This window comes from Streptomyces sp. NPDC043680 (assembly GCF_056436685.1).
Genome location: NZ_JBWKCE010000003.1, coordinates 522,561 through 535,445, shown reverse-complemented (window position 1 = coordinate 535,445; position 12,885 = coordinate 522,561). Strand labels below are relative to the sequence as shown.

Sequence of the window (12,885 nt, the reverse complement as noted above, 5' to 3'; positions counted from 1 at the left end):
CCGGGCCCTGGACTGATGAGCTATGCCCGGGGACACAACGGACACCCTGGGAAAGGGAGATGTCGTGAGCAATGAAAGCCTGGCCAATCTGCTCAAGGAGGAGCGGCGGTTCGCACCGCCTGCCGATCTGGCCGCCGCCGCCAATGTGACGCAGGCGGCGTACAGCGAGGCCGAGGCGGACCGGCTTGGCTTCTGGGCCACTCAGGCCCGGCGCCTGACCTGGGCCACCGAGCCGACCGAGACGCTCGACTGGACCAACCCGCCCTTCGCCAAGTGGTTCGCGGACGGCAAGCTGAACGTCGCCTACAACTGCGTGGACCGGCACGTGGAGGCCGGGAACGGCGACCGTGTCGCCCTCCACTTCGAGGGCGAGCCCGGCGACAGCCGCGCGATCACCTACGCCGAGCTCAAGGACGAGGTCTCCAAGGCCGCCAACGCCCTGACCGAGCTGGGTGTCCAGGCCGGCGACCGGGTCGCCGTCTACCTGCCGATGATCCCCGAGGCGGTCGTCGCGATGCTCGCGTGCGCCCGCGTCGGCGCCGCCCACTCCGTGGTCTTCGGCGGCTTCTCCGCCGACGCCGTGGCCTCGCGCATCCAGGACGCCGACGCCAAGCTGGTGATCACCGCCGACGGCGGCTACCGGCGCGGCAAGCCCTCGGCCCTCAAGCCCGCCATCGACGAGGCCGTCGCCAAGTGCCCGCAGGTCGAGCACGTCCTCGTGGTGCGCCGCACCGGCCAGGAGACCGCCTTCACCGAGGGCCGCGACGTCTGGTGGCACGAGCTGGTGGGCCGCCAGTCCGCCGAGCACACCCCGCAGGCCTTCGACGCCGAGCACCCGCTGTTCATCCTCTACACCTCGGGGACCACGGGTAAGCCCAAGGGCATCCTGCACACCTCGGGTGGCTACCTGACGCAGGCCGCGTACACCCACCACGCCGTCTTCGACCTCAAGCCGGAGAGCGACGTCTACTGGTGCACCGCCGACATCGGCTGGGTGACCGGGCACTCGTACATCGTCTACGGGCCGCTCGCCAACGGCGCCACGCAGGTGATGTACGAGGGCACCCCGGACACCCCGCACCAGGGCCGGTTCTGGGAGATCGTGCAGAAGTACGGCGTCACCATCCTCTACACGGCGCCCACGGCCATCCGCACGTTCATGAAGTGGGGCGACGACATCCCCGCCAAGTTCGACCTGTCGAGCCTGCGCGTCCTGGGCTCGGTCGGCGAGCCGATCAACCCCGAGGCCTGGATCTGGTACCGCAAGCACATCGGCGGCGACCGCTGCCCGATCGTGGACACGTGGTGGCAGACCGAGACCGGCGCCATGATGATCTCGCCGCTGCCCGGCGTCACCGAGGCCAAGCCGGGTTCGGCGCAGCGGGCGCTGCCCGGCATCGGCGCGACGGTCGTCGACGACGAGGGCCACGAGGTGCCCAACGGCGGGGGCGGCTACCTCGTCCTCACCGAGCCGTGGCCGTCGATGCTGCGCACCATCTGGGGCGACGACCAGCGCTTCGTCGACACCTACTGGTCGCGCTTCGAGGGCAAGTACTTCGCGGGCGACGGCGCCAAGAAGGACGAGGACGGCGACATCTGGCTGCTGGGCCGGGTCGACGACGTGATGCTGGTGTCGGGCCACAACATCTCGACCACCGAGGTCGAGTCGGCCCTCGTCTCTCACCCGTCCGTCGCCGAGGCGGCCGTCGTGGGCGCCAAGGACGAGACGACCGGACAGGCCATCGTCGCCTTCGTCATCCTGCGCGGCAGCGCCTCCGAGACCGAAGGCCTGGTCGGCGAGCTGCGCGACCACGTGGCCGCCACGCTCGGCCCGATCGCCAAGCCGAAGCGGATCGTGCCCGTCCAGGAGCTGCCGAAGACCCGCTCGGGCAAGATCATGCGGCGCCTGCTGCGTGACGTGGCGGAGGACCGCGCGGTGGGCGACGTGACCACGCTCGCCGACTCCTCGGTCATGGACCTGATCCAGAGCAAGCTCCCGGCCGCCCCCAGCGAGGACTGAGGACGAGGGCTGAGAGCAGCAGCCGCACCGAAGGGGCATCCGGCGCACCGCGCCGGGTGCCCCTTTCGCGCCTAAAGTGATGATCGCCGGATACGTCCCGCGACCACTCGGGCTCCCCTGTAAGGTATGAGAAACGTAAAAACGTGACCCAGGGTGCGCCGGGAAGTCTGGTCGGCAACTGCTTCGCCATGCCGTCCAACCACCCGGAGGTGTCCTCTCGTGGCCGCGCCCCACCGCAGCGACAACACGGCCCACAAGCTCCTCGGCAGGCTCTCCCTGCCCGAGCGCCGGTTCGTGGCCGACGCCCTGCGCGCCGAGACGGTCGGCGGCGTCCTGCTCCTGGTGGCCGCCATCGCCGCACTCCTGTGGGCGAACATCCCCGCGCTCAGCGACAGCTACGCGAGTGTCCGTTCCTTCCACATCGGCCCCGCCTCCCTCGGCCTGGACCTCTCGATCCAGCACTGGGCGGCCGACGGCCTGCTCGCCGTCTTCTTCTTCGTCGCCGGCATCGAGCTGAAGCGAGAGCTCGTCGCGGGCGATCTGAAAGACGCCAAGGCGGCCGCCCTCCCCGTCATCGCGGCCGTCTGCGGCATGGCCGCGCCCGCGCTGGTCTACGTACTGGTCAACAGCACGGCAGGCGGCTCCCTGGGCGGCTGGGCCGTGCCGACCGCCACCGACATCGCCTTCGCGCTCGCCGTCCTCGCGGTGATCGGCACCTCGCTGCCGTCCGCCCTGCGCGCCTTCCTGCTGACCCTCGCCGTCGTCGACGACCTCTTCGCGATCATGATCATCGCGATCTTCTTCACGCACGAGATCAACTTCCCGGCCCTCGGCGGAGCGGTGGCGGGGCTGGTCCTGTTCTGGTTCCTGCTGCGCCGGGGCGTGCGCGGCTGGTACGTCTACGTGCCGCTGGCCCTGGTGATCTGGGGCCTGATGTACAACAGCGGCGTCCATGCCACCATCGCCGGCGTCGCCATGGGCCTGATGCTGCGCTGCACCCGCACGGAGGAGGAGCAGCACTCCCCCGGCGAGCACATCGAACACCTGGTCCGGCCCGTCTCGGCCGGTCTCGCCGTCCCGCTCTTCGCACTGTTCGCCGCCGGGGTCTCCCTCTCCGACGAGTCCCTCGCGCAGGTCTTCACCCGGCCCGAGACGCTCGGCGTCGTCCTCGGCCTGGTCGTCGGCAAGACGGTGGGCATCTTCGGCGGCACCTGGCTGGCCGCCCGCTTCACCCGGGCCGAGCTGAGCGAGGACCTGGCCTGGCCGGACGTACTCGCCGTGGCCACGCTCGCCGGCATCGGCTTCACCGTGTCGCTGCTGATCGGCGAGCTCGCGTTCACGGGCGACGCGGCCCTCACCGACGAGGTCAAGGCGGCCGTCCTCATCGGCTCGCTCATCGCCGCCGTCATCGCGGGCGTCATGCTCAAGCTCCGCAACCGCACGTACCGGGCGCTGACGGAGGCCGAGGAGCGCGACGAGGACCGCGACGGCATCCCCGACATCTACGAGCAGGACAACCCCGAGTACCACCTGCGGATGGCGAAGATCTACGAGGAGAAGGCGGCGGAGCACCGCCGCCGGGCCGAGGCTGCGGCTGCAGCGGTGCTCGAATCGACGGCCGAATCGTCGGCCGGGTCCAGCAACGAGGCCGACCGTCCGGCATGATCTGTCTGAAGCAGTGACCGACGGGGGACGGTCGGCGACCACACCCGCCGACGGACGACAGAGGGAGAGAGCGATGACCGCAGTGGACCAAGGGGCGCAAGGAGCCGAGCGCACACTCGGCCAGCTGGTCGCCTCGGCCACCGCCGAGATGTCCGCCCTGGTGCACGACGAGATCGCCCTCGCCAAGGCGGAGATCCGCCAGGACGTCAAGCGGGCGGGCATGGGCGGCGCCGCGATCTCCGTCTCCGGCGTGTTCGTGCTCTTCTCCCTGCCGGTGCTGAGCTTCGCCGCCGCGTACGGGATCCACAACCTCGGGCTCGGCCTCGCCTGGTCCTTCCTCATCGTGGGCGGAGCGTTCCTGCTGCTCGCGGGCCTGCTCGCACTCCTGGCCGTTTCGAAGTTCAAGAAGGTCAAGCCCCCGGAGAAGTCCATCGCCTCCGTCAAGCAGACCGCGGCTGTCGTCGGCACCGTCAAGCCGCACCCGCGATCGGTCAGTGACCAGGCGGTGGGTGTGGCACGCTCGTCCTCATGACAGCGCCCACACCGGATTCCAGCACTCCGCCCACCGCCGCCTCGGCGGTCAGGATCGACGTGCCCGGCGGGAGGGCGGTGACCCACCGCGACGTCGCGGCCAACGGAGCCAGGTTCCACGTCGCCGAACTGGGCGACGGGCCGCTGGTGCTGCTGCTGCACGGTTTCCCGCAGTTCTGGTGGACGTGGCGGCACCAGCTGGTCGCGCTCGCAGACGCCGGGTACCGGGCCGTCGCGATGGACCTGCGCGGCGTGGGCGGCAGCGACCGCACCCCGCGCGGCTACGACCCCGCCAACCTGGCGCTCGACATCACGGGGGTCGTACGGTCCCTCGGCGAGCCGGACGCCGCCCTCGTGGGGCACGACCTGGGCGGGTACCTCGCCTGGACGGCGGCGGTGATGCGGCCCAAGCTGGTGCGCAGGCTGGTGGTCTCCTCGATGCCGCACCCGCGGCGCTGGCGCTCGGCGATGCTGTCGGACTTCGGCCAGACCCGGGCGAGTTCCCACATCTGGGGCTTCCAGCGGCCGTTCATCCCCGAGCGGCAGCTCGTCGCCGACGACGGGGCGCTCGTGGCGGAGCTGATCCGGGAGTGGTCGGGACCGCGGCCGGAGGAGGACGGCGCGCAGGACGCCCTCGCGGTCTACCGGCGGGCGATGTGCATCCCGTCCACCGCGCACTGCTCGATCGAGCCGTACCGCTGGATGATGCGGTCGATGGCCCGGCCGGACGGGCTCCAGTTCAACCGCCGTATGAAGCGGCCGGTTCGGGTGCCGACCCTGCACCTGCACGGCTCGCTCGACCCCGTGATGCGCACGCGCAGCGCGGCCGGTTCCGGGGAGTACGTCGAAGCCCCGTACCGCTGGCGGCTGTTCGACGGGCTCGGGCACTTCCCGCACGAGGAGGATCCCGTGGCCTTCTCGACCGAGCTGATCAGCTGGCTCAAGGACCCCGAGCCGGACCGCTGACCATCTGACGGTCTTTCGTACGACAGGCTTACGGTTGTTCAATTGCCCGGCGCATAGGCCAATTGGCCGCCCGCGACGGGGTTACGGACCTTGGGGTCCGGGCACAGCTCGTTGTATGGGCTGGACGTACGACTACGGTGACACCGCACGCGAACGCCGCCCGGCAGCGACGCCGGGCACACACGGGAGGACGGGCCGGGACGGCCACGACCCCCGCCTCGGGATCCCTCGCATCCTGCGCCGCAGGGCCCGCTGGGTGTCGGCACGGCTGCGCCATCCCCGCAGTTAGAGCCGTCCCCGCAGAGCGGGAGTTGCGCCCGTAGGCACCGCGCAGCCGGGACGGTTCAGAGGGCGCAGCCCTGGCTGTCCACCCGCCGGTCGGAGAGCTTCCCGATCCGGACGTCGTCGCGGACCTCGTCCGCCGTCAGTGCGTAACCGGTGTTGGGGTCGTCGAGCGACTTCGCGAAGACGACCCCGTACACCTTGCCGTCGGGCGTCAGCAGCGGGCCGCCGGAGTTGCCCTGGCGGACCGTCGCGTACAGCGAGTAGACGTCGCGCCGGACGGTGCCGCGGTGGTAGATGTCCGGGCCGTTGGCATTGATCCGGCCGCGGACGCGCGCCGCGCGGACGTCGTACGCGCCGTTCTCCGGGAAGCCCGCGACGATCGCGTCGCTGCTGCTCGCGGCGTCCTTGTCGGTGAACTCCAGCGCGGGCGCCTTCAGCTTGGGCACGTCCAGGACCGCGATGTCGCGCTCCCAGTCGTAGAGCACGACCTTGCCGTCGTAGAGCTTGCCCTCGCCGCCGATCTGCACGGTGGGCTCGCTCACGCCGCCGACCACATGGGCGTTGGTCATCACCTTGCCGGGCGCGAAGACGAAACCGGTGCCTTCCAGCACCTTGCTGCAACTGGGCGCGGTACCGACGACCTTCACGATCGAGCGCTTGGCCGCCTCGGTGACGGGACTGCGGGTGAGCGCCGGGTCGGGGGCCCTCACCTCGGTGATGGGCTCGTTGGAGAACGGGCTGAAGACCTGCGGGAAGCCGTTGCGCGCCAGGGTGGAGCTGAAGTCCGAGAACCAGGTGTCGGCCTGGGCGGGCAGCACCCGCGACACGCCCAGCAGCACCTTGGAGTTGCGGACTTCCTTGCCCAGCGTGGGCAGGGACGTCCCGGCGAGGGCCGAACCGATCAGCCACGCCACCAGCAGCATCGCGACGACATTGACCAGGGCGCCGCCGGTCGCGTCGAGCGCGCGCGCCGGGGACCACGTGATCTGCCGCCGGAGCCGGTTGCCGAGATGCGTGGTGAAGGCCTGCCCGATCGAGGCGAAGACGATGATCACGACCACGGCGATCACGACGAGCGTGGTGGACACCTGGGTGCCGTTGTCCGTCACCCGGTCCCAGATCAGCGGGAGCAGCGACACGGCGACGAGGCCACCGCCCAGGAAGCCGATCACCGACAGGATGCCGACGACGAACCCCTGGCGGTAACCGACGATCGCGAACCACACGGCAGCGACCAGCAACAGGATGTCCAGCACGTTCACATGGGCCACCGTCTCATGCGCGCCAGTCGAGCGGGACCTGCCGGGACCGGTCCCAGGGCAGCTCCCAACCGGCGAAGTGCAGCAGCCGGTCGATCACCCCGGCGGTGAAACCCCAGACCAGGGCCGATTCGACGGTGAATGCGGGGCCGAGGTGGCCGCTCGGGTGGACGGCCATCACACGGTGCGCCGGGTCCGTGAGATCGGCCACGGGGACCGTGAAGACGCGGGCGGTCTCGGCCGGATCCACGACGCCGACCGGACTGGGGTCGCACCACCAGCCCAGGACCGGGGTCACGACGAACTCGCTGACCGGGATGTAGAGGCGCGGCAGCACGCCGAAGAGCTGCACCCCGGCGGGATCGAGGCCGGTCTCCTCCTCGGCCTCCCGCAGGGCGGCGCGCAGCGGCCCCGTGGTGTGCGGATCGCCGTCCTCCGGGTCGAGGGCGCCGCCCGGGAAGGAGGGCTGCCCCGGATGCGAGCGCAGGCTTCCGGCCCGCTCCATGAGCAGCAGCTCGGGGCCGCGGGGCCCCTCCCCGAACAGGATGAGCACCGCCGACTGGCGGCCCCGGCCGTCCTCGGGCGGCAGGAAGCGGCTGAGCTGGGTGGGCCGGACCGTACGGACGGCTTCGACGACGGGGTCGAGCCACCCGGGCAGGCCCTGCGTACCGAGGACGAGGCCGGCGCCGCCGTGGCCGCGCAGCTCCCCGTACGCGGCTGCGTACGGGCCTCCGGGAAGGCCGCGGTCCGCGGCGGGCCCGGCGGACCGGCCGGTGCGCGGCGCTGCGCCCTGCGGGCCGGAGCGCGGCGCTGCGCCCTGTGTCGGCGGGGCGGCCGCCTGGGCCACGCTGCTCTCGTCCCGCGCTCCGCGCGTCATAGGCACCCCTGCTCCCTGTCGTCCCCGACTCCGGCGCGACCGTGCGCTCCGCCACCGCTCCTACCCCGGGACAACGCCGCCCCGGGCCGGATTCGTTCCTCTGCGTCCTGCCCGCCCCCTGCGTCCTGCGCGTGCTCCGCGATCAGGACGCCTCCGGGTCCCCGGCGCCCAGCGGCGGGGCCGGCAGGCCCGGATAGTCCGGCGGCGGGCTGAGCCGCTGGCCGGGCCGGCCGCCCTTCTCGTACTTGAGCAGCTTCTTCGCCTTCTCCGGGTCCGTCTCGCCCTCTCCGTACGCCGGGCAGAGCGGGGCGATGGGGCAGGCGCCGCAGGCCGGCTTGCGGGCGTGGCAGATGCGGCGGCCGTGGAAGATCACCCGGTGCGAGAGCATCGTCCACTCGCTCTTGGGGAAGATCGCGCAGATCTCCGCCTCGATCTTCTCCGGCTCGGTCTGCGCGGTCCACTTCCAGCGGCGGACCAGACGGGCGAAATGCGTGTCGACCGTGATGCCCGGGACCCCGAACGCATTGCCGAGCACCACGTTCGCCGTCTTGCGGCCCACTCCGGGCAGCGTCACCAGATCGGCGAGCCGCCCCGGCACCTCACCGCCGAAGTCGTCCCGCAGGGCCTGGGAGAGGCCGAGGAGGGCCTTCGCCTTCGCCCGGAAGAACCCGGTCGGCCGGATGATCTCCTCCAGCTCCTCGGGCGCGGCCGCGGCCATGTCCTCCGGGGTCGGGTAGGCGGCGAACAGGGCGGGGGTCGTCTGGTTCACGCGCAGGTCGGTGGTCTGCGCGGACAGGACGGTGGCGACCAGCAGCTCGAAGGGATTCCGGAAGTCGAGCTCTGGATGGGCGTACGGATAGAGCTCGGCCAGTTCCCGGTTGATCCGCCGGGCCCGGCGCACCATGCCGAGTCGTGATTCCGTTTTCTTGGCCGAAGCTTTGCCCTGGGGGCTCGGCGGGGCCTTCTGGGGGGCTTGTTCGCCCACAGCTGAATTCGGGGCGTCCGTCACTCGTGCGGACCCCTTGGCCTGTGCTCTCACCGGCTTGTTGGACACCCGGCCAGCCTAAGGCCGGCCGCCGACACCCGCCCGGACCTCCGGTAACACCACTCCGATTGGTCCCACACCGCACAGCACGGCCGTCCGTCCGGCATCCTTGTGATTGATCGCACTGTTTGAGCCGTCCGGCAAAATGGGGAGCACGGTCCCCTGAGCTGGTCGACATAGGAGAGAGACTCGTGGACGACGTTCTGCGGCGCGCCCCGCTCTTCGCGGCGCTCGATGACGAGCAGGCCGCGGAGCTCCGCGCCTCCATGGGCGAGGTGACCCTCGCACGCGGTGACGCCCTGTTCCACGAGGGCGACCCCGGCGACCGGCTGTATGTCGTGACCGAGGGCAAGGTGAAGCTGCACCGCACCTCCCCCGACGGCCGCGAGAACATGCTGGCCGTCCTCGGCCCCGGCGAGCTGATCGGTGAGCTCTCGCTCTTCGACCCCGGCCCGCGCACGGCCACCGCCACCGCCCTGACCGAGGTCAAGCTGCTCGGCCTCGGCCACGGTGACCTGCAGCCCTGGCTCAACGCCCGGCCCGAGGTCGCGACCGCGCTGCTGCGCGCCGTGGCCCGCCGCCTGCGCAAGACCAACGACCAGATGTCCGACCTGGTCTTCTCCGACGTGCCGGGCCGGGTGGCCCGCGCGCTCCTCGACCTGTCGCGCCGGTTCGGCGTGCAGTCGGAGGAGGGCATCCACGTCGTGCACGACCTCACGCAGGAGGAGCTGGCCCAGCTGGTCGGAGCCTCGCGCGAGACGGTGAACAAGGCCCTGGCCGACTTCGCGGGCCGCGGCTGGCTCCGGCTGGAGGCCCGCGCGGTGATCCTGCTGGACGTCGAACGCCTGGCCAAGCGCTCCCGCTGAGTCCTCGGAGGGCCGGCCCGCCCGCCCACCGCGCCGGGTCCGGTCCCCGAGGCCACGCCTGAAGCGCCGGCGGAGCCGGAAAGGCCGGCCACCGGCGGCATGCCCGTACGGCCCCGGCAGCCCGGGCGCCGTGCACCTCGCGACGGAATTCCCGTTGGCCCCCGGCCGGGGGAGCGGCAGAGTGGGCCCATGCAGCCCGCCCCCCTCGACCCCTCCGGCCACTTGCAGCGCGAAGGCTCCCTGGGCTCGGTCCAGCCGGAGTTCGCCGCGGTCGTGGCCGCCGCCCGGGAGCGGGTCGCCGAGGCGTACGGCGCCCGGCTGCACAGCGCGTACCTCTACGGCTCCGTACCCCGCGGCACGGCCCGGCCCGGCCGCTCCGACCTCGACCTCCTGCTCGCCCTGCACCACGAGCCCTCCCACGACGACCGCGACACCGCCGAGGTGCTGGCCCGCGGGCTCGACGAGGACTTCGCCGTGATCGACGGCGTCGGCATCCTGCTGTACGGCCGGGACACGCTGCTCAGCGAGCAGGAGCGGTACGACATGGGCTGGTTCCTCGCCTGCCTGTGCACGCCGCTGCTCGGCGCCGACCTGGCCGAGCACCTGCCCCGCTACCGCCCGGACAGCAGGCTGGCCCGCGAGACCAACGGCGACCTGGCCGTCCTGCTCCCGCGGTGGCGGGACCGCGTACGGGCCGCCTCCACGCCGGCCGAGTACCGGAGGCTGAGCCGCCACTTCTCCCGGCACCTCGTCCGTACCGGCTTCACCCTCGTGATGCCCCGCTGGGGCGGCTGGACCAGCGATCTCACCGAGTCCGCGGAGATCTTCGGGCGGTACTACCCCGAGCGCGCCGCCCAGATGCGGGCCGCGGCCGCCGTGGCCCTGGACCCCGTCGCCGACCCGGCCGTCCTGCACGCCTACACCGAGGACCTCGGCCCCTGGCTCGCGGCCGAATACGCGGCCAGGCACGGTACGAAGCCGCCCCGTCCCTGAACACGGGGGCACGGGCCGGCGCCTGGCCGGCGGCGCCAGGCCTGTGGGCCCGCTAGTGCTGTGGCCGGGAAGGTTTGCCGGGTCGCGTTGTCCGGTGGGGTGCATCGCAAGGCGGAGGCCCGCGGCTCGTACTGGACGTACTTGCGCGGTCCGACAACGCAGCGAGGTGCCGTGCCGGGCGGCGCGACCCGGTGGACCTGTCCGGTCACAGCACTAGGCCGACAGGGCGTCGACCGCCGCCTTCGCCTCCCGCAGGTCCGCCCCGGTGATCCGGCGGTAGACGCGCATGGCCTCCACCGGACGGCCGTCCCGCACGAGCGCCCGGACCTCGTCCATGCCGGCCAGCTCGGGCTCCTCGATGCCGAAGTGGTCGAGGAGCAGCCCCAGACGCCGCTCCAGCCGCTCCGTGCGCCGCTCCAGGGCCTTCATCCGCAGGGTCACCGTCGAGGTGATCCAGGAGGCCGTGGCGATCAGCGCGAGCAGCAGGAACAGCATGGTCATTCGGGGCCCCCAGGGATCAGTCCGTGATCTTGAAGGTACTCCAGCTGCGCCCGTACGGACCATTCCGCGGCCGGCCACAGCGAGCGGTCCACGTCGGCGTAGACGTGGGCGACGACCTCCGCGGGGGTGACGTGCCCGTCCTCGACGGCGGTCTCGACCTGGGCGAGGCGGTGCGCGCGGTGGGCGAGGTAGAACTCCACCGCGCCCTGCGCGTCGTCGAGCACCGGCCCGTGTCCCGGCAGGACCGTGTGCACGCCGTCGTCCACCGTCAGCGAGCGCAGCCGCCGCAGGGAGTCCAGGTAGTCGCCGAGGCGGCCGTCGGGGTGGGCGACGACGGTGGTGCCGCGGCCCAGGATCGTGTCGCCGGTCAGGACGGCCCGGTCGGCCGGCAGGTGGAAGGAGAGCGAGTCGGCGGTGTGCCCGGGCGTCGCCACCACGTGCAGTTCCAGCCCGCCGGTGCGGATCACGTTCCCGGCGGCCAGTCCCTCGTCTCCCAGCCGCAGGGCGGGGTCCAGCGCGCGCACCTTGGTGCCGGTGAGCTCGGCGAACCGGCCGGCCCCGGCGGCGTGGTCGGGGTGGCCGTGCGTGAGCAGGGTCAGCGCGATCCGCTTGCCCGTCTTCTCGGCGGTGGCGATGACGGCGCGCAGATGTGCCTCGTCCAGCGGGCCGGGGTCGACGACGACGGCGAGTTCGGAGTCGGGCTCCGCGAGGAGCCAGGTGTTGGTGCCGTCCAGGGTCATGGCCGACGGGTTGGGGGCCAGGATGTTGTACGCACGGGCGGTGGCCCGCCCGGAGGTGACGGTTCCACGGGGCTGGCCGGGCAGTGCGGCGGCGTCGGTCATGCGGAACCTCCGAGTCCGAGGCGGACGCGCTTGGTGAACTCGTCGTGGCCCGGCCAACTGAGCACCAGCTCGCCGTCCTCCAGCGCGGCCTGGGCGAGTACGGGCGTCAGGTCCTGCGCCGAGGCCGCGGCGAGGGCCTCGGCGGCCCTCCCGTACGGCTCCAGCGAGCGCAGGGTGGAGATGGTGGGCGGCATCATCAGCAACTCGCCCTTGTCGTAGCCGTCGGCTGCCAACGCGGGGCGGATCCACACGGTCCGGTCCGCCTCGGTGGAGGCGTTGCGGGTGCGCTGCCCCTCCGGGAGGGCCGCGACGAAGAACCAGGTGTCGTAGCGGCGGGGCTCGAACTCCGGGGTGATCCAGCGGGCCCAGGCGCCGAGCAGGTCGGAGCGGAGCCGCAGGCCGCGGCGGTCGAGGAACTCGGCGAAGGACAGCTCGCGGGCCACCAGGGCCAGGCGGTCGGCCTCCCAGTCGTCACCGGTGGTGTCCCCGACGACGGTGTCGGCGGTCTCGCCCGCGAGGAGGACGCCGGCCTCCTCGAAGGTCTCGCGCACGGCACTGCAGACGATGGCCTGGGCGGTACGGGGGTCCGTGCCCAGGCGGGCCGCCCAGGCTTCCTGGTCCGGACCCGCCCAGCCGACGAGGTGGTCCTCGTCGCGGGGGTCGACACCGCCGCCCGGATAGGCGTACGCGCCCCCGGCGAAGGCCATCGAGGCGCGGCGGCGCAGCATGTGCACGGCCGGGCCTTCGGGCGTGTCGCGCAGCAGCATCACGGTGGCGGCGCGTCTGGGTTCCACCGGGGTCAGGGAACCCTCCGCGAGCGCGCGGATCCGGGCGGGCCATTCCGGCGGATACCACTGGCCCCCGGGCGGCGTGGCTCCGTGCGTCTGCTGCTGTCCCTGCTCACCGTTGGGCATGCGGGGATGCTACGACCATCCGCCCGGGAGTTCGAGAGCCCCGGGCCGGGCCGGCCCCGCGCCGCTCCCCTGCACCGCGCGCACGCCCCGCCCGCGCCCCTGCGGCGGCGGCCGCGCAGGG

General features: G+C 72.4%; 12 protein-coding genes. 6 read left to right on the top strand and 6 right to left on the bottom strand.

From position 1 onward, the window contains the following. Positions 1-22 precede the first annotated feature (22 nt). From acs to AC0666_RS09035, 4 genes are all read left to right on the top strand, one after another. A complete protein-coding gene (gene acs, locus AC0666_RS09050) occupies positions 23-2,020 on the top strand; it encodes an acetate--CoA ligase (protein WP_468584006.1) in 1,998 nt (665 codons plus the stop codon). 219 nt (positions 2,021-2,239) lie between these two features. After that, positions 2,240-3,685, top strand: a complete 1,446-nt coding sequence (gene nhaA / locus AC0666_RS09045; protein ID WP_478707329.1) for a Na+/H+ antiporter NhaA — start codon at positions 2,240-2,242, stop codon at positions 3,683-3,685. A gap of 73 nt (positions 3,686-3,758) precedes the next feature. Continuing rightward, complete coding sequence (locus AC0666_RS09040) at positions 3,759-4,217, top strand: phage holin family protein (RefSeq protein ID WP_468965610.1); 459 nt, start codon at positions 3,759-3,761, stop codon at positions 4,215-4,217. Continuing rightward, positions 4,214-5,182, top strand: coding sequence for an alpha/beta fold hydrolase (locus AC0666_RS09035; RefSeq protein WP_468584004.1), 969 nt, complete (start codon positions 4,214-4,216; stop codon positions 5,180-5,182). The genes AC0666_RS09040 and AC0666_RS09035 overlap by 4 nt, the downstream gene beginning before the upstream one ends. 344 nt (positions 5,183-5,526) lie before the next feature. Here AC0666_RS09035 and AC0666_RS09030 read toward each other — a convergent pair whose 3' ends face one another. From AC0666_RS09030 to nth, 3 genes are all read right to left on the bottom strand, one after another. Beyond that, entirely contained in the window at positions 5,527-6,729 is a 1,203-nt protein-coding gene (locus tag AC0666_RS09030) for a MarP family serine protease (RefSeq protein WP_468965612.1), read from the bottom strand. A gap of 13 nt (positions 6,730-6,742) precedes the next feature. Continuing rightward, positions 6,743-7,609: an NUDIX hydrolase gene (locus tag AC0666_RS09025; protein WP_468965614.1), complete on the bottom strand. Its 867-nt coding sequence runs from the start codon at positions 7,607-7,609 to the stop codon at positions 6,743-6,745. Positions 7,610-7,745: 136 nt separating this feature from the next. Further along, entirely contained in the window at positions 7,746-8,507 is a 762-nt protein-coding gene (gene nth, locus AC0666_RS09020; RefSeq protein WP_468965616.1) for an endonuclease III, read from the bottom strand. Between the two features lie 332 nt (positions 8,508-8,839). Here nth and AC0666_RS09015 point away from each other — a divergent pair, with 332 nt between their 5' ends. Next, complete coding sequence (locus AC0666_RS09015; RefSeq protein ID WP_003981529.1) at positions 8,840-9,514, top strand: Crp/Fnr family transcriptional regulator; 675 nt, start codon at positions 8,840-8,842, stop codon at positions 9,512-9,514. 189 nt (positions 9,515-9,703) lie between these two features. Then, entirely contained in the window at positions 9,704-10,507 is an 804-nt protein-coding gene (locus AC0666_RS09010; protein WP_468965617.1) for a nucleotidyltransferase domain-containing protein, read from the top strand. 213 nt (positions 10,508-10,720) lie between these two features. Here AC0666_RS09010 and AC0666_RS09005 read toward each other — a convergent pair whose 3' ends face one another. Genes AC0666_RS09005 through AC0666_RS08995 form a run of 3 tightly spaced genes read right to left on the bottom strand, consistent with a single transcriptional unit; the run spans position 10,721 to position 12,764 of the window. Further along, positions 10,721-11,008: a hypothetical protein gene (locus AC0666_RS09005; protein WP_478707328.1), complete on the bottom strand. Its 288-nt coding sequence runs from the start codon at positions 11,006-11,008 to the stop codon at positions 10,721-10,723. Next, positions 11,005-11,850 carry an MBL fold metallo-hydrolase gene (locus tag AC0666_RS09000; protein ID WP_478707327.1) on the bottom strand — a complete coding sequence of 282 codons (846 nt, stop codon included), beginning with the start codon at positions 11,848-11,850 and terminating at the stop codon, positions 11,005-11,007. The genes AC0666_RS09005 and AC0666_RS09000 overlap by 4 nt, the downstream gene beginning before the upstream one ends. Then, a complete protein-coding gene (locus AC0666_RS08995; RefSeq protein ID WP_468965623.1) occupies positions 11,847-12,764 on the bottom strand; it encodes an NUDIX hydrolase in 918 nt (305 codons plus the stop codon). Before AC0666_RS08995 ends, AC0666_RS09000 begins: the two co-directional genes overlap by 4 nt. Positions 12,765-12,885 lie beyond the last annotated feature (121 nt).

Bases quoted from the DNA above. Each gene is read 5' to 3' on its own strand.
- acs (WP_468584006.1), top strand. From the start codon at position 23: ATGCCCGGGGACACAACGGACACCCTGGGAAAGGGAGATGTCGTGAGC.
- AC0666_RS09040 (WP_468965610.1), top strand. From the start codon at position 3,759: ATGACCGCAGTGGACCAAGGGGCGCAAGGAGCCGAGCGCACACTCGGC.
- AC0666_RS09035 (WP_468584004.1), top strand. From the start codon at position 4,214: ATGACAGCGCCCACACCGGATTCCAGCACTCCGCCCACCGCCGCCTCG.
- nth (WP_468965616.1), bottom strand. From the start codon at position 8,507: ATGGTGCGCCGGGCCCGGCGGATCAACCGGGAACTGGCCGAGCTCTAT.
- AC0666_RS09010 (WP_468965617.1), top strand. From the start codon at position 9,704: ATGCAGCCCGCCCCCCTCGACCCCTCCGGCCACTTGCAGCGCGAAGGC.
- AC0666_RS09005 (WP_478707328.1), bottom strand. From the start codon at position 11,008: ATGACCATGCTGTTCCTGCTGCTCGCGCTGATCGCCACGGCCTCCTGG.
- AC0666_RS09000 (WP_478707327.1), bottom strand. From the start codon at position 11,850: ATGACCGACGCCGCCGCACTGCCCGGCCAGCCCCGTGGAACCGTCACC.
- AC0666_RS08995 (WP_468965623.1), bottom strand. From the start codon at position 12,764: ATGCCCAACGGTGAGCAGGGACAGCAGCAGACGCACGGAGCCACGCCG.